This window comes from Myxococcus sp. XM-1-1-1, assembly GCF_020037095.1.
In the GTDB taxonomy this organism is placed as follows: Bacteria; Myxococcota; Myxococcia; order Myxococcales; family Myxococcaceae; genus Myxococcus; species Myxococcus fulvus.
Genome location: NZ_JAIQDH010000035.1, coordinates 11,614 through 28,453, shown reverse-complemented (window position 1 = coordinate 28,453; position 16,840 = coordinate 11,614). Strand labels below are relative to the sequence as shown.

At 69.7% G+C, this 16,840-nt stretch carries 10 protein-coding genes; 4 read left to right on the top strand and 6 right to left on the bottom strand.

Going from position 1 to position 16,840, the window contains the following annotated elements:
* Positions 1-64: 64 nt before the first annotated feature.
* Entirely contained in the window at positions 65-637 is a 573-nt protein-coding gene (locus tag K8640_RS39440) for a hypothetical protein (RefSeq protein ID WP_223751791.1), read from the bottom strand.
* 202 nt (positions 638-839) lie between these two features.
* Positions 840-1,412: a hypothetical protein gene (locus K8640_RS39435; protein WP_223751790.1), complete on the bottom strand. Its 573-nt coding sequence runs from the start codon at positions 1,410-1,412 to the stop codon at positions 840-842.
* 164 nt (positions 1,413-1,576) lie between these two features.
* Here K8640_RS39435 and K8640_RS39430 point away from each other — a divergent pair, with 164 nt between their 5' ends.
* Complete coding sequence (locus tag K8640_RS39430; RefSeq protein WP_223751789.1) at positions 1,577-2,278, top strand: expansin EXLX1 family cellulose-binding protein; 702 nt, start codon at positions 1,577-1,579, stop codon at positions 2,276-2,278.
* A gap of 51 nt (positions 2,279-2,329) precedes the next feature.
* Here the strand turns inward: K8640_RS39430 and K8640_RS39425 are convergent, their stop codons facing one another.
* The 3 genes from K8640_RS39425 to K8640_RS39415 form a co-directional block, all read right to left on the bottom strand.
* The gene (locus K8640_RS39425; protein WP_223751788.1) at positions 2,330-7,843 is read right to left on the bottom strand and encodes a DNA repair ATPase; all 5,514 of its coding nucleotides are present in this window, start codon (positions 7,841-7,843) and stop codon (positions 2,330-2,332) included.
* A gap of 144 nt (positions 7,844-7,987) precedes the next feature.
* Positions 7,988-10,150, bottom strand: a complete 2,163-nt coding sequence (locus K8640_RS39420; RefSeq protein WP_141323116.1) for a hypothetical protein — start codon at positions 10,148-10,150, stop codon at positions 7,988-7,990.
* A 129-nt stretch (positions 10,151-10,279) separates the two neighbouring features.
* Positions 10,280-11,101, bottom strand: coding sequence for a hypothetical protein (locus tag K8640_RS39415; RefSeq protein WP_223751787.1), 822 nt, complete (start codon positions 11,099-11,101; stop codon positions 10,280-10,282).
* A gap of 181 nt (positions 11,102-11,282) precedes the next feature.
* Here K8640_RS39415 and K8640_RS39410 point away from each other — a divergent pair, with 181 nt between their 5' ends.
* Positions 11,283-12,371, top strand: a complete 1,089-nt coding sequence (locus K8640_RS39410; protein WP_223751786.1) for a DNA topoisomerase IB — start codon at positions 11,283-11,285, stop codon at positions 12,369-12,371.
* Between the two features lie 23 nt (positions 12,372-12,394).
* On the opposite strand, the gene K8640_RS39405 is transcribed toward K8640_RS39410, so the two are convergent.
* On the bottom strand, positions 12,395-13,372 hold the full coding sequence (locus K8640_RS39405) for a methyltransferase (RefSeq protein ID WP_141323119.1): 978 nt from the start codon (positions 13,370-13,372) through the stop codon (positions 12,395-12,397).
* Positions 13,373-13,565: 193 nt separating this feature from the next.
* On the opposite strand from K8640_RS39405, the gene K8640_RS39400 reads away from it, so the two are divergent.
* Both K8640_RS39400 and K8640_RS39395 read left to right on the top strand, forming a co-directional pair.
* Positions 13,566-14,270: a 2OG-Fe(II) oxygenase gene (locus K8640_RS39400; protein ID WP_223751785.1), complete on the top strand. Its 705-nt coding sequence runs from the start codon at positions 13,566-13,568 to the stop codon at positions 14,268-14,270.
* Positions 14,271-14,427: 157 nt separating this feature from the next.
* Positions 14,428-16,716, top strand: a complete 2,289-nt coding sequence (locus tag K8640_RS39395) for a zinc-dependent metalloprotease (protein ID WP_223751784.1) — start codon at positions 14,428-14,430, stop codon at positions 16,714-16,716.
* The last annotated feature ends 124 nt before the right edge of the window (positions 16,717-16,840 follow it).

Sequence of the window (16,840 nt, the reverse complement as noted above, 5' to 3'; positions counted from 1 at the left end):
GTCGTGGGGTGGAAGGCCCACTGGGGGAGCCTTCCACCCCACTTTTTCATTCCGGCACGCCCGCTCAGAACGCGAGGACGGTGCCCGGCGTGGTGCTGGTGAAGAAGTCGGGGTACGACACCACGAACTCCGGGCCGGTGCCCGTCTCACCGTAGATGACGCCGGCCTTGGTCCCGTAGGACGTCAGCGTCGTGCCGTCCAGCTCGATGGCCACCGACGTCAGGTCAATCGTGCCGGACACCTGGTGGCCATCCCGCCGGACGATGGTCATCGTCTCCGGGTCCACGTGGAAGAAGCTCAGCGTGCGGTAGGGCCCGCCGCCGTAGCTGCTCTTGTAGGTGAGGCCCACCGCCACGCCCAGCTCGTTGGCCGCGACGTACAGCGACGGGGGCGCATAGCCGCTGGACGAGGGCAGGGACAGGCTCGCCGCCGCCCACGGGCACGACGCGGACGCGCGCCGGTGCAGCTTGTTCTCGGTGACGGGAGGCACCGGGGCCTGCGTCACGACCACCGACGTCACCTCGAACGTGCAGCCCCTGGACGTCGCCGTGGACGACAGCGCCGCCTCCCGAGCCTCCAGTGACGCCTCCTGCTCGCTCCCGGGAGCCTCCCCACCGCAGGCGGAGAGGACCGACATCGCACAAAGACAGACAGACTTCTTGAGGAACCCCATGACGTGACAACCCCCGGTTCAGGAATGTGGCGGCGGCACCGTACCACCCCCGCAATGTCTTGCATCCGGAATCGCAGCCAGACAAAGACTCACGCGCTGAGAACCCCAACCCCATCCTCTCCGTCTCCGAGAATCACCTGGAGGCCCGGTCCGCCCACGGCCGCGCTCAGTACGCGACGACGCTGGGTGGGGTGGTGCTGGTGAAGAAGTCCGGGAACGTCGCGATGAAGTTGCTGCCGCTGCCCGTCTCGGTGGGGCTGATGATGCCCGCCTTCGTCCCGCCCGCGGTGAGCGTGGTGCCGTCCGCGCCGATGGCCAGGTAGCCCAGGAAGACGCTGCCGGTGCCCAGGTACACGGCGAAGCCGGTGTTGCGCACCACCGTCAGCAGCTCCGGGTCCACGTGCTTGATGCCCACGGTCCTGGGCGAGCTGCCGCTGTAGCCGTTCTTCACCGTGAAGCCCGCCACCACGCCCAGGTCATTGGCCACCAGGGACAGGCTGGGCGTGGAGTTGATGGAGGTGCCCAGCCCGATGCTGGCCGCGGGCCACGCGCACGTCCCGGAGGCCAGCCGGCTCAGGAAGATGTCGTGGATGGGCGGAAGCGTGCCCGCGCGCACCACCGAGGTGAGCTCGAAGACACATCCACGGGACACCGCCGAGACCAGCTCCGCCTCGCGGACGTCGAACACCTCATCGAGTCCGCCCGTGGGCTCCTCCACACCACAGGCCGGAAGGACCATCGCCGCACAAAGAGAGACAGCGCGTCGGAAGCTTCGCATGACGTGACAACCCCCTGGTTCGCTAACAGCGCCCGCACGCTAGCAGCCTGCAAGTCATTGCACCGACATTTCCAGGCAACGGGCCTGGGCACCGGGAGGACGCCTTGCGGTATCCTCCGCCACGTATGCGCCCATCCCACCTGTCCTCCCGAGTGCTGCTCGTTCCCCTCGCCGCCTCCCTCCTCGCCTGCGGCGGCTGCGGAAAAGATGACCCCTCCGGCGGAGGCGTGCCCCTGGGCGAGGAGCAGAAGGGCATCGCGACGTTCTACGACGCCACCGGCGCGGGCAATTGCAGCTACGACGCCAGCCCGGACGACATGATGGTGGCGGCGATGAACACGCCCCAGTACGCCAACAGTGCCGCCTGTGGCCAGTGTGTGGACATCCAGGGCCCCAGCGGCTCGGTGCGAGTGCGCATCGTCGACCGCTGCCCCGAATGCGAAGCGGGCCACCTGGACCTGAGCCGCGAGGCCTTCGCGAAGATCGCCGAGATGCGCCTGGGCCGCGTGGACATCACCTGGAAGGTGGTCTCCTGCGACGTCGCCGGCAACCTGGAGTACCACTTCAAGAACGGCAGCAACCCGTGGTGGACCGCCATCCAGGTCCGCAACCACCGGCTGCCCATCTCGAAGCTCGAGTGGCGACGCGGCGATGGCGCCTGGAAGAACGTGCCGCGCGAGGACTACAACTACTTCGTCGAGTCGGGCGGAATGGGCGAAGGCGCGTTCACCGTGCGCGTGACGTCGTCCACCGGCGAGCAGGTGGAGGACACCCTCCCCCGCGTCCTCGACGACGACAGCGTGCGCGGCACCCAGCAGTTCCGCTGACCCCGAGCACCCCGGACCGAGGCTCGCGCGAAGCGAGCCCCGGCCCGCACCTCAGCGCCGCAGCATCGAGCGCAGGAGCTCCAGCGCCTCGGTGACGTTCTGCCAGACCTGGAGCGACTTGACGCCCTCCCCTTCGCCCTGCACCGCGCGACGGGAGGCCCGCTCCAGGGGCAGCAGCACACCCTCCACCAGCTCGATCTGCCGGCTGAGCTCCGCGGGCGAGGGTCCGGCCACGGCGGTCCGCTGGAGCGCCTCCGCCGGCACCTGGGCCGACACATTCACGGGGCGGTCCGCCAGCGCCGCGAGCGCTCGCGACAGCTGGTCCAGGTACGGCCCGAAGTCCTGCGCGGGCGCCTGCTGGACGACGGGCGCCTGTACGGGCATGGCCGCGCGCTCCGTCAGCGCCTTGAGCAGTTGGGCCAGGTGCTTGAGGTACGGCGTCAGATCCGGGCTCGCGGCGACGGGCGCGGCGGCCGCGACGACCGGAGCCTGCTTCACCTCGCGGCCCACCCGCGCCACCTCCAGCACCGCGTCGCGCAGGGCCTCCAGGTACGGCAGGGCCTCGGCCGTGGGGTCCGCCTCGTCATTCGCGGCGCCCTGGGCCAGCTGCGTGGCCGCCTGCGCGACGGCGTCGCGCACCGCGCCGAGCTGCTCCTCGATGCCGCTGAGCTGCCCGGTGACGCGGGCCACGGGGTCGTCCTCCTTGCCCCCCATGCGCTTGACGCGCGCGAAGCCCTGCTTGATCTCCTCCCAGCGCTTCGCCTTCTCCGGGGTGAGCCGGCCGCGCATCTCCGCCAGCTTCAGCAGATTCTGCTCCGCGGCGGTGGTGAGCGTCTGGGACTCGCCCTGGTAGTGGTCGTCGATGAGCCGCTCCAGCTCCGCGTCCGTCATCGCGGAGACGAGCTTCTCCGTCAGCTTGCTCATGTTGCGGTAGCTGCCCTGGAGCTTGAAGGCCGGCTCGGTGCGGAAGCGCTCGTCCTGCGCCGCCGAGGCGATGTACTGCATGTTCACCTTCAACAGCACCGACTGCACCCGGAACATCCGCTGGAAGATGGCGATGATCTCCTGCAGCTCCGCCGCCGCGTAGCCGTGCTTCATCTCGCCCGCGGGCACCTCCTCGCCCTGGGCCATGCGGATGAGCCGATGCGTGTCCGCCGAATCCCGCGTGGCCAGCGGCGCCGTCACCGTGTTGGAGGTCAGCGCGTTCTCCAGGTAGCTCAGCGCGAACAGGTGCTCCTTCCCGTCCAGGATGTCGCCCAGGTTGTACGTGTCCGCGCGGTTGGCGAGCATGTCCGGGATGCGGAAGCGCTCCCCCGTCTCCGTGTAGGGATTGCCGGCCATGACGACGCAGAACTTCTTGCCGCGCAAATCGTAGGTGCGCGTGCGGCCATTCCAGACGCCCTCGACGCGGCGCTGGCCGTCGCACAGGGAGATGAACTTCTGGAGCAGCTCCGGGTCCGTGTGCTGGATGTCGTCGAGGTAGAGCATCACGTTGTTGCCCATCTCGAAGGACAGGTTGATGCGCTCCACCTCCTGCCGCGCGGTGGCGTTGGGCGCCTCCGCCGGGTCCAGCGACTTCACCGAGTGCCCCAGCGCGGGGCCGTTCACCTTGACGAAGGTGAGGCCCAGGCGGCTCGCCACGTACTCCATCAGCGTCGTCTTGCCGTAGCCCGGCGGCGACATGAGCAGCAGCATGCCCATGCGGTCCGTGCGCTTGCCCTCGCCCGCCGCGCCGAGCTGCTTGGCCAGGTTGGCGCCGATGAGCGGCAGGTACACCTCGTCGATGAGCCGGTTGCGCACGAAGGACGACAGCACCTTCGGCGTCAGCTCCTCCAGGCGCAGCTTGCGCCGCTCGCGCTCCAGCAGGTCCCGCTGCAACGCGCGGTAGGCCTGATACCGGGGCACGCGCAGCTGCCGGAACTCGCCCAGGCGCGCCAGGAACTCATCCAGGCGCAACGGCAGCTTGCGGTCCTGGATGCGCGGGTGGCTGCCCAACAGGCCCGTCACCTCGGCCGCCGTCAGCGCGCCCGCGGGCTCGCGGTCCAGCTTGCGCTCGGTGAGCAGCAACACCGCCGTCTCCAGCACGAAGTAGCCGGAGTCCCCGGGGCCGCCGTCCCGCTGCGCGAGCCACGCCTGCACCCACGCGCGCGCGATGTCCAGCCGCGACGCCAGGTCCTTCTCCAGCCCGCGCAAATCCTCCTCGAAGGCCGTGCGCGTCCCCTGCCGCTCCAGCTGCGCCAGGAACGCGTCCCGGAGCACCAGCGCCTCGCCGCTCGTGGTGAAGCGGGGCCGCTCCACGGCCAGCTCCTCCACCAGGTAGCCACCCGCCAGCCGCGCCTCCGCCGGCGAGTGCGAAAGCCCCTGCGCCTTCAGGAAGGCCCCCACGGCCTCGCCCAGCGCCATGCCCAGTTCGTGCAGGCCGCCCGCCGCGGAGAACGTCTGCCGCAGCCGCGCGAGGCTGCGCGCCCGACGGTGCAGGAGCGCCCGCGCCGCCTCCTCGGTGTCGAAGGCCCAGTACAGCGCCGCCAGGGCGCGAGGCACCGGAGCGAAGCGCAAGAGGCCCGCGCCCTGGTGCAGCGCCAGGAGCTTCTCCAGCACCGCGGCCGCGTCCACGTCGTGCACGCCGCGCTCGTAGCCCTCGTCGAAGCGGTCCGCCGCGTACGCGCGCACGGGCTCCAGCAGCGTCCCGCCCATCACCGCCGCGTGCAGCCCCGTCAGGGACAGGCCGTTCTTGCCCTCCTCCGCGTCGGAGAGGATGCACGCGGCCAGGTACTCGGCGCGGTACACCTCGCGCGTCTCGGAGACCAGGTGCTGGTCCCAGAGGTCCTTCTGCTCGAGCAGCGCCGGGTCCTCCAGCTTCTGCGCGTAGTCGGAGCCGGTGAGCTGCAGGTACAGCGCGCCGTCGCGCGGCACCAGCGTCAAATCCAACGGCTGGGTGTTGACGTTGAAGCGGTAGGTCCCCAGCTTGATGACGTTGTCGCCGTCCGCGAAGAGGTCCTGCTTGTCGCGCAGCGCGCGCAGGGCGTCCTGCTTGGCGGACTTCAGCCGCGACTGCACCTCGTCCGAGCGCACGCTGTCCTGCAGCGCCATCAGCTGCTCGGAGAGCTGCCGCAGCTTGAGGATCATCGCGTCGGTGGCGAAGTACGCGTTGAGCTCGTCGTCGGACTTGAACGCCTTGGAGCGGCGCTGCACGCCCTGGAGGATGCGCTCCGCGGCGCCGAAGATGCTCTGCGCGCGGCGCTGGCGCTCGTCCACCAGCGTCTGCTTGCGCGCGCCGAACGCCTCCAGCAGCTCCTCGCGCTTCTGGGTGATCTGCCCGAGGAACTCGTCGAACTCGCCGAAGCGGCCCTCCAGCTCCTCCAGCTGCACGGTGAGGCGCGACAGGCCCTCGTCGCACTTCTCCGGCACGTCCGCCTGCGCCAGCGCGTTCTCGATCGCCTGCCCGAGCAGCTTGAACTGGGCGCCGAACTCCGCGCGCTTCTCGCGGCCGGACAGCTCCTTGCGCTTGGCGGCCAGGCTCGCGCGCACGCGGTTGAGCCGGCCGAACAGCTCGGAGATGCCCTCCAGGATGCGGGCGCGCGCGAGCGGGTCTCCCACCTGGAGGCCGCCCACCACCTCGCCCAGCACGGTGAGGCCCTGGGCCGTCTTCTCGATGTCCTCGCCCAGCGGCTGCAGCTCCGCCGTCGTCTGCACCGGCTCCAGCTTCGCGAGCAGCTCGTCCAGTCGCGCGGCCAGCGGCTGGAGCGCCTCCCCCTTCTGGAGGAACTCCACGCACGCGGTGCTGGTGGAGTCGGACGCCTCCACCACCGCCTTCTCCAGGGCGTCCACCCGCCCCAGGTCCATGTAGCGGATGTCCTTGAGGGTGATGAGGTGCCCGCGCTGCTGGCGCAGCTCCGCCAGCACCAGCATGAACTCCTCGGCGGTGGTGAGCAGCTCCGGCCGCACCCGCGCGAGCAGCTTCGCCTGGGCCTGCTCCGCCTCCGCCAGGGCCTCCGTGGCGCGCTTCTGGAGGGCGAGCACCTTCTCGAACTCGTCGATGATGAGCTCGGAGGTGCGCCGCAGCGTCTCGATCGGCTCCTGGAGGCCCGTCTCCGCGTGGCCCAGCCAGTAGTACGCGTCCAGCGCGCGCGTGGCCGCGGCGACCAGGTCCTCGTAGGTGCGCCGGCTGGGCTTGTCCGTCTTCGCGATGCGCTGGAGCGTCAGCGAGTCGGAGATGCCGCGCACCAGCTCCGCGTTGCCCACCTTGCCCAGGTACCCGGGCGCGGGCGGCGTCGCCGCCGCGTGCTCGTCCGACGCGAAGGGCGTCTGCCACACCTGCATCGGGTGCACGCGCGTGGGGTCCGCCGACGTCTCGCGGAACACCACCAGCCCGCCGTCCCCGAAGAGGCTGTACCCGTTGCACACCAGCGGGTTCTGCACCTCCTTGCGCACCAGGTTGTACGGGAAGAGCAGGTAGCGCCCCACCTCGCGCTGGTGGAAGACGTAGAGCACGTCCTCGCCATTCGGCGAGCGGATGACCTTCTTGAACTCCATGCCCTCGCCGGTGGCCTCACCGTCGAAAACCTTGTAGTCCCCCGTCTGGAGGTAGTAGCCGCCGGGGAAGATGATGCCCTGGTCCTCGGGCAGCCGGATGCACGCCTGACCGATGGCGTCGATGCGCACCACGTGCTGCGTGCGCGAGTTGAACACCAGGTAGCGCTGCACCTTCTCGCGGAAGGGCAGCACGCGCAGCAGGATGAGCGTGCCCACCTGCGCCCAGGCGAAGCGCGCGTCGTCCAGCGACTGGTTCGCGTCCTCCACCGGCTCGCTGTAGATGCCCAGGCCCGAGGACGTGTTGTCCTCCACCTTCACGGTGAGGTCCCCCTTCACCGTCTCCACGAAGACCTGGTCCAGCACGTTGACGTGCGGGTGGGCGCCCAGCACGTAGTTCTCGCGCGTGGCCACCGTCCACTCGAAGTCGTGCGACGGCGGGAAGGTGTGGTCCTTGTCGCCCTGGTTGTCGAGGTAGGTGGCGTTGCCGTCCGTGTCCAGGCTGAAGCGGAAGACCTTCAGGTCTCTCGCGGACTGGCCCGTCTTGAACACCGCCAACAGGCGCGCGTCCTTGCGCCGCAGCTGCAGGAGCTTCGCGTCCTTGTAGTAGCGGTACAGCTCGCCGAAGTCCTTGATGAAGCGCGGGTCCGCCAGGAAGCCGCCGCCTTCCGTGTGCGGCACCGCGGACAGGTCGAACCCGTCCGCCGTCTTCTCGAAGCGGTGCAGCGAGAACACGTCCGCGACGGACGTCTCCTTCTTCAGCCCGATGAAGACGTTGTAGCCGAAGAGCAGGTACTTGCCGACGCTGACGATGTCGCGCGCCACGCAGTTGTTCTCGGTGCGCACGCGCTCGTTGCCGATGACAGCCAGCTCCGTGCCACCGAAGAACGCCTTGCGCCGCGCGTTGAGGTCCGCCGCCTTGGTGCCCAGCGCCTCCGCCTGCGCGAGCAGTCGCGTCCGGATGACCTCGTAGCTGCCCCCCTCTAGCGCGACCTCGCCCGTGGGCGCCGCGCCCTTGCCACCTTCAGTTGCCATGAGTGCTCACCGGAATTGCGCATGGACCCCGCCCCGTCCCCCGTCGAGGGGACGCCACCCCGGATGGCCCGGGGCGGAGTCGTCGTGACGTCATGGCCGCCACCGCACGGCTCGCGCGGCGATGGCGGCCCCCTGCTGATGGCCTCAGCCCTGCTTGTCGGCGGAGGCGGCCTTGCCGTCGGAGCCCAGCAGGGCCTTCAGGCTCGCCGCCGTCGCGTCCGTCGCGCTCGGCGTCATGCGGTGCAGCAACGCGGCCACGGCCAGGTTCTGCGCGTCGTTGCTCAGACCCGGCTTGGAGAGGATCTCCTTGAGGTCCGCCGGCAGGTCCTTCTCGCCGTTGACGTACCCGCCCAGCGCCTTCTTCAGCGACTCGCTGTGGTCCAGCGCGCCGTCCACCGCCGTGCCGAAGGACACCGCCTTGACGAAGCGCTCGAAGAACTCGCCGTCGCCGCCGACGATGTTGAACTTCGAGTTGGCGAACGCCTTGGCCAGCACCTCCGCCTGCGCCTGCGCGATGTCCTTGCGCACGCGGATGTTCTCCAGCTCCACGTCGCGCTCCTTGCCGAGCCGCAGGCGGAACTCCTCGTGCTCGCGCCCCACGCCGTCCATCAGCTTCATGGACGCCGCCTTCTCCGCCAGGCCCCGGGCCTCGGCGAGCAGCTTCTCCTGGATGGCCGCGGCCTCCGCCAGCTGCTTCTCCTTCGTCGCGATGGCCTCCGCCTCGCCGCGCTTCTGGATGGCGACGGCCTCCGCCTCCTGCACGCGCGCCCGGGCCAGGCCCTTCTCCTGCTCACCCGCGGCCTCCGCCAGGAGCTTCTCGCGCACCGCCTGCGCCTGGGCGTGGCCCTGCTTCTCGATGACGCCCGCCTCGGCCTCCTGCACGCGCACCTGCGCCATGCCCAGCTTCTCCGTGGCCGCGGCGTCCGCCTCCTTCACGCGGATGCCGGCCAGGCCCGTCGCGGCGGCCTCCGCCTGGATGCCCTCGGCCAGGCGCGTCTTCGCCTTGGCCGTCTTGTCCGCGGCCTCCAGGTCCGCCTCGGCCAGGGTGAGCTTCTCCTTCGCCATGTACACCGCCATCTCGCTGTTGGCCTTGGCGGCGTTCACGTCCTTGACGGTCTTCTCCTGCGCCTGGCCCTCGGCGGTGATGATGAGCGCCTGCTTCTTGCGCAGCGCGTCCGACTCCACGCGCAGGTCCTTGATGCGCTCCTCCTCCTGCGCCACCGTCTTCTCCACGGCGATGCGTGCGCGCACCACGTCCGCGATGTCCTTCTTCTGCTCCTCCAGCGCGCGCTCCTTGGCGATGCGCTCCAGCTCCGTCTCACGCTCCCGGCCGATGGCCGCCAGCGAGCGGGCGCGCTCCACGTTCTCCGCCTCCACGCTCACCTCGCGCTCGCGGTGCTTCTGGGCCACCTCGATGTCGCGCGTCTTGTTCTGCTCCTGGACGAGGATCTCCTGCTCGGCCTTGATGCGCGCCAGCTGCGCCTTGGAGTACTGCTCCTGCTTGACGCGCTCGGCCTCCGCGGACTCCTCGGCCTGCACGGATTCAATCGCGCGCTTCTGCTTGGCGGCCGCCTCCTCGCGCTGACGCTCCAGCTCGAAGATGCTCTGGTCGGCCTCGACGTTGCGCTTGGTCACGGCCTGGCGCTCGGTCTGCTTGAGCTCGTTGGTGACGATGTTCTGCTCGGTGGTGAGCTTGGTGATCTTCCGGATGCCCTCGGCGTCCAGGATGTTGTCCTTGTCCAACATCTCCACCGGGGTCTGCTCCAGGTAGTCGATGGCGCAGTCCTCCAGCATGTAGCCGTTGAGGTCGCGGCCGATGACCTCCACCACGTTGTCCTTGATTTCGGCGCGCTTGGTGTAGAGGTCCACGAAGTTGAAGTTCTTGCCCACCGTCTTGAGGGCCTCGGAGAACTTCGCCTCGAAGAGCTTCTCCAGCGTCTCCTGGTCGCTGGCGCGCACGCAGCCGATGGACTGGGCGACCTTGAGCACGTCCTCGCGCGTCTTGTTCACGCGCACGAAGAAGGTGACCTTGATGTCCGCCCGGATGTTGTCCTGGCAGATGAGGCCCTCCTTGCCGCGGCGGTCGATCTCCACCGTCTTCAGGGAGATGTCCATCACCTCCGCCCGGTTGATGATGGGGAACACCACCGCGCCGGAGAAGGTCACCAGCGGCTCGCTCTTGAGCGTGTTGACGATGAGCACCTTGCCCTGGTCCACCTGCCGGTAGAGACGGACGATGGTGAGAATGATGCCGGTCAGGAGGATGACACCTCCGCCGACGGCGGCTACCAGCGTGATGGGATCCATGGCCTTTTCCTGTGAAGTATTGACGGCGGGCCTTGTATCAGGCGCCAGGGATCCCCCGCGAAAGCCCCCTGGCGTCGAATCCATTCACGGCCCGCCCCCCTCTGAAGCGGACCCGTGCCTCGACTCAAGTCATGCGCGTGCCCGGGAGCGTGCCAGCGCCGCGGCCCGCACCGGGTCGCGAAGCTGATCCATCTCCTCCGGCAACAACCAATCCACCGGCTCCACCTCGTACGCGTCGCGCTCGGCGTCGTACGCGAGCACCAGGGCCGGGTCTCCGCGCTTCAGGCCGTTCGCCTTGGCGCAGATGACATTCAAGATGATGCCCGCGCCGCCGTCCTCGAACGTGGCGTGGCCGTTCCTGTCCGTGACGCTGCCGCTGGAGATGGTGCACACCCGGCCGAGCAGCGAGTCACGCCCCGGCGCCTTGTGCGCCACGAACACGGGCCGCAGCGGCCGCACCGCGAAGCCGGAGATGACCAGGCCCGCGATGAAGCACAGGATGCCCAGCGTGGAGTTGATGAGCCACGAGGGCAGCGCCCCGCCGAGCAGCGCGTGCGCCGGCGGCGTGGCCAGCAGCGACAGGAACCACGAGAAGAACGACACCAGGCTCACGGACACCGTGAGCGGAATCCCCGCGAAGCCCAGCGTGGAGAGGATGCCCCCGTCCACGTGCGCGTCGTGGTCATGCCCCGCGAGCGCCTTGCCGCCCTGGAGCGCCTCGCCCGCCGCCTTCGCCCCGCCCTCCAGCGAGCCCGCCAGCGCCTTGCCGCCACCCTCGATGGCCGCGCCCAGCGCCTTGCCGCCCGACTCGAAGTCGACGTGCCCGCCGTCCAGCAGGTCGATCCCCACCGCGCCCACGATGACGAACAGCCAATAGGTCAGCACCACGCCCATGGCGGTGGTGAAGAGGGCGGTGGGGAACGCGAGGATGGCGTCGAAGAAGGGCGTCATCAGCGCTCCGGACTCTAATCCACGGGCATTCCCTGCGAAAACCGGGGGGGTCGTTTTCCTGCCTGCTCCACGGGCGGGAAAGCAGAGGCGACCTTCGTTGCCGCGCGCGCTCGGGATTGGCACCTCCAGAGGGCCGGGACCCAAGGGTTCCCGGGGTCCACCTCCACCCGGAAGCCGCGAAATGCAAGCCACCGCCGCCACTGCCCGCCCGCCTCGAGCCCCCGCCCGGAGCCGGGGTCTCACGCGGCTGGAGCAGCTCCAGCAAGAGGGCCTGCGCCGCGTGGGCTCACCGGCCCGGGGCTTCCGCTACGTGGACGCGAGCGGAAGGCGCGTGGACGCGAGGACGAAGGAGCGCATCGAGGCCTTGCGACTGCCGCCCGCGTGGCGCGACGTGTTCATCGCCCCCTCCCCCACCGCGAGCCTCCAGGCCGTGGGCCGCGACGCCGCGGGCCGCTGGCAGTACCGCTACCACGCCGCGTACCGGAGGAAGGCGGGCGAGGCGAAGTTCCGGCGCATCGTCGGCTTCGCCCGGGCCCTGCCGCGCATGCGCAGGCGCGTGAACGCGGACCTGCGGCGCCAGGGGCTGGGGCGCGACAAGGTGCTGGCCGCCACCCTGCGCATCCTGGGCACGTGCTTCATCCGCCCGGGCAGCCAGCGCTACGCGGAGGACAACGCGAGCTTCGGCATCGCCACCCTGAGGAGGAACCACGTGCGCGTGTCCGGGGACACGGTGTCGTTCGACTTCCCGGGCAAGAGCGGCAAGCAGCAGCACCGCCAGCTCACCGACCGGCGCGTCGCCACGCTCGTGCGCAAGCTCCTGAAGGTGCCCGGGCGGGACGTGTTCAAGTTCGTGCTGGATGACGGGCTGGTGGTGGACGTCCGCCGGCGCCACATCAACGCGTACATCCAGGAGGTCATGGGCGAGGACTACAGCGCCAAGGACTTCCGCACCTGGGCGGGCACCCTCATCTGCGCGTGCGCCCTGGCCCGGGCCCGCGCGAAGCAGGCCCAGGCGAAGGGCCCCGCGCTCAAGAAGAGCATGGTGGCCGCGGTGAAGGAGGTCGCCGAGCACCTGGGCAACACGCCCGCCGTCGCGCGCTCCTCGTACATCTACCCGTCCGTGCTGGCCCTGTTCGAGCGGGGCCAGGTGGTGGACCGCTACTTCGACTCCGTGGACGAGCTGACGTCGTCGCGCGGCGACAGGCTGCACTGCTCCGAGAAGGCGCTCCTGCACCTGCTCGACACGCCCCGGCGCCGGCCCGACGCGTGAGCCGGGCCGGGCCCGTCCCGCGCCTAGGCGGGGACGACCTCCACCACGCTCGGCGGCATGTACGTGGGCAGCACGCGGTGCACGCGCAGGCCCGCCTTCTCCACCAGCGCGGAGTACTCCGGCCCCGTGCGCTCGCGGCCGCCCACCAGCACCAGCATGGCCATGTCGTAGAGGTTGCCGAAGTGCGGCACGTTGTCGCCCGGCAGCACCGTCTCCACGATGAGCAGCTTGGACTGCGGGCCCATCGCCTCGCGCATGTTGGTGAGGATCTTCAGGCTGCGCTCGTCGTCCCAGTCGTGGAGGATCTGCGACAGGATGTAGACGTCGTGGCCCGCCGGAATCTTGGCGAAGAAGTCGCCCTCCAGCACCTGGCAGCGGTTGCCCAGCCCCATCCCGTTCAGCCGCGCCGTCGCCTCCGCCTTCACGTGCGGCAGCTCGAACAGCGCGCCCTTCAGGTGCGGGTGCGACTGGAGGATGTGGCCCAGGAGCGTGCCCGTGCCGCCGCCCACGTCCACCACCGAGCGGACCTGCGAGAAGTCGTACGCGCCCACCACCGCCGGCGCGTTGAGGCTCTGGTACGCGGCCATGCTGCCGTTGAAGATGGCCGCGTCCTCCGGATGACTCGACAGGTAGCCGAAGAAGCTGTCCCCCATGAACTTCTCGACGGACGGCTGCCCCGTCTTCAGCGACGACACCAGGTCACCCCAGGCCGACCACGACAGCAGGTGGCCATGCGCCCGCAGCGAGCCGTACACCGAGCCGGGGCTGTCCTTGCGCAGCATCTCCCCCAGCTCCGTCAGCCCGAAGGCCTGTGTCTGTTCGTCCTTGATGAGCACGCCAAGCCCGCTGAGCAGCCGGAGCATGCGGCGCAGCGCGGGGGCATACGTGCCGCTCGCCTGCGCGAGCTCCTCCGCCGTCTTGGGGACGTCACCGATGATGTCGGCGATGCCGAGCTCCGCCATGATTTGCAGGCTGCGAGAAATCCAGAATCCGTAGACCATCTGGGTCATCACCGCCGCGGCCGGCGGAGAGCTGGGAGCAGCGGAGGGAGCACTGTTGACGGAACGAGGTTGCTGGCTCATGCAGGGGGGACCTTGCGCGGGGGGGAGGGACGGCCCCGCAATTCTGGAACCTAAAAGGTAGGCAGTAAAAGCCAATTGATCCGCTCCCCCTGAAACTCCGTTATTTCTCGTCTTGAGTGCCTACATCACCCACCGTCAAGCCCTGCCTCCCGGTGAGCTGGAGGCCCTCCGGGACGCCCTGCTCGGCTCGCGCTTCGTGGCGCGCAGCCCGTTGATGGGGACGTTCCAGGGCAGCCGGGGCTTCGCCCTCATCTTCACCCGGGAGGGCCGCCCCGCCCTCGAGGCGCGCTTCCCCTTCCTCACGCCCTTCCTGGCACGCGTGCTGGAGCCGGGGAGCGCGCGGGGCCTGCTGCCGTGGCGCGAGCGACTGTTCAGCGGACGACAGCCCCGAGCCGAGCCGAACGCCTTCTATCTGAACCTCCTGCTGCTCGACGCGGGCATGGGCGTGGGCCGGCACATCGACGCCACGCTCCAGGGGCCCAGCGGCGTGCCGGACGCCACGCCCCGCCACGTCAGCGTGCTCTACCTCCAGGTGCCTCCGGGCGCGCGAGGCGGCGCGCTGCGGCTGCTCGAGGACAACCGCCCGCTGGGTGAGGTGCGGCCGCGCCCGGGACTGCTGGTGCACTTCCAGGGACACCTCCAGCACGAGGTGCAGCCCTTCATCGGCGCAAGCGACGACACCCAGCGCGCCAGCCTCGTGTGCGAGCAGTACGTCTTCGCGCCCGAGGCCCTCGCGCGCCTGCCGCCCTTCCGCATCCAGTCCAAGGCGGGCTTCGCGGCCTACCTGGACTCGCAGCGCGAGCGCACCGACGGCTGACCCGCATCCGTACTGCTGGTGTCACCGGATTGCGCGAAACCAAGAAATCAATGTGAGGAGCAACTTCCAGGCAGGCTGCGCGGATGACTCTTTGCGGCATCTCCTTGAGCAAAGGGGAAGCCGCGAAGCGAAGTGGCGAAACCCCATGGAGGCAACAATGAGGTGGAATTCCCCGCTGCGGCGCGGCCTGTTCGGCGCCGTCACCACCATCTTGGCCCTGGGCGTTGGCTGCGGTCCCGCATCCGACGCGAACGAGCCTCAACCCCCGACCCCTGAAGCACCCGCCGAGTCATTGCAGGTGGAGCTGGATGACGCGTTCGTCGCCGTTCCGCGCAAGGTGAGCGCCGAGGAGCAGGGCCGGGTCGTCCAGCGACTGGACGGCTCCGTGTCCAACTCCGGCGAGAGCTTCTACCTGGCCATCCGCAAGAGCGAGCTGGGGCAGCGCTGGTTCATGTCGGCGTACCTCAAGCAGCTGCACCCCGGTGCGGTGTACTACGGCGCGGCGTCCTCGCTAGGCACGCGCGTGGTGAGCTTCAAGGAGCAGAACGGGAAGCTGTTCGTCTTCGACGCGGATGACCGCAAGACGATGAGCGACGTGTTCGACCCGGAGGTGCTCATCGAGGCGTGGCCCATCGTCAACGACTACGGCGCCTTCAACGTCCTGCGCGGCTCCAACAGCTACATCCTGGTGGACCCGACGGCGGGGCTCAACCGCTACGGGGTGATGGGCGAGGCCTACGGCGCCACCGGCGTGCGCTTCCAGACGGAGCTGAGCTTCGCGCAGCGCTTCCGGAAGATCTCCGACGGCGTCACGTTCGAGCAGGTGTTCACCGGCTACGCGGACGTGCCGGACCCGTCCGCGCCGGACTTCCTGGAGGACAACCTGTTCCGCACCTCCGGCACGCTGGGAATCGCCCTGCGCCAGTACAAGGAGGGCCAGGGCTACACCCCCACGGAGCTGCCGTGGCTGGAGCACTACTTCCGCGGTGAGCCGCGCATCCTCCCCAACACGGGCTACGTCACCCAGACGGCGGCGAAGTGGAACATCCGCCCGGGCATGAAGCCCATCAAGTGGATCATCACCGACACGGTGAACAAGGTGCAGGCCGACCCGCGCTTCGCCAACTACGACGTGGTGGCGGCGGTGAAGCGGGGCGTCGAGGGCTGGAACCAGGCGTTCGGCTTCAAGGTGTTCGAGGCCTCCGTGGGCGCGACGTCGGGCTTCGCGGACGACGACAAGAACGTCATCATCTTCGACCCGGACGCGTCCGCGGGCTTCGCCTTCGCCGACTGGCGCCTCAACCCCAACACCAGCGAGATTCGCGGCGCCACCGTCTACGTCAACGCGCTGTGGCTGGAGCTGGCCGACGGTGAGTTCGGCGACGACGCGCAGGCCGCCGTCGCGGCGAAGCTGAAGAACGCGCGCAAGCCGGTGCGCATGTCGTGGGGCGGCTTCGACAAGGACCACCTGTGCGCCATGCCCCTGCCCCCCATGCGCGACGACGCGCTGGCCAAGCACAAGAAGCTGCCGGGGCCCGCGGCGGAGACGCAGCGCACGAAGAAGGAGAAGGTGGAGGCGTACCTGACGCACGTCATCCTCCACGAGGTGGGCCACACGCTGGGCCTGCGCCACAACTTCGCCGGCTCGCTCGTGTACACCGGCGCGCCCAACAGCCCGCGCTCCAATTCGGTGATGGAGTACGTGTACGATCCCGACGCCATCTTCGTGGACACGCCGCAGTCCTACGACGTACAGGCCGTCCGCTACCTGTACGATTTGTCGCCGGACGAGCCCACGGAGCTGTTCTGCACGGACGAGGACACGGAGCTCGAGCCGTACTGCAACCCGTATGACCGCTACTCCGACCCGCTGGGCGCCTTCTACGGCTCCACGTACGCGCTGGTGCAGGAGCTGCTGCTGTACGAAGTCCTCCCCTTCCCGCTGCTCGCGGGCTCGTTCGACTACTACCTGAACGCGACGCTGCAGTGGGCGCGCTCGGGCGTGGAGGTCGACCAGACGTACGCGTACGACGTCGCCATCGCGGCCGTGCGTCCTCCGCTCGCGGTTCCGCCGGACGCGGGCCCGGGCTACGGCGCGGTGGCCGATGACCTCGCCCGTCGCGTGCTGTCCCGCCTGTACCTGGACCCGCTCGCCGCGCGCGGCAGCTTCACGGCCACGCCCGACGAGGACAGCGCCATCACCCCGCAGGTGCTCGCGGACATCCACGGCATCCTCATCAACGTGGACGGCGTGCGCGGCTTCCAGTCCCGCCGCGCCATGGTGGACATCCTGAAGAACATGCAGAGCCTGCCGGCCTACGTGGCCCTGCGCCAGGGCCGCGACGCGGTCCAGGCCCAGTTGGGGACGCTCAGCGGCACGGAGCTCATCCAGGCCGAGGACCTGCTGGCGCGCATCCAGGCCGCGCTGTCGCCGTACTACCGCTGATGACGTGACGCCCGGGGCCTCGTGCACCGGGCTTCCGACCGGGGCCTCCGCCGCTCGTGACGTGCTCGTCGTGGGTGTCGGGGGCCCCAGTGTTTGACAGGGCCGAGTCGCCGGCGCGCCAGGT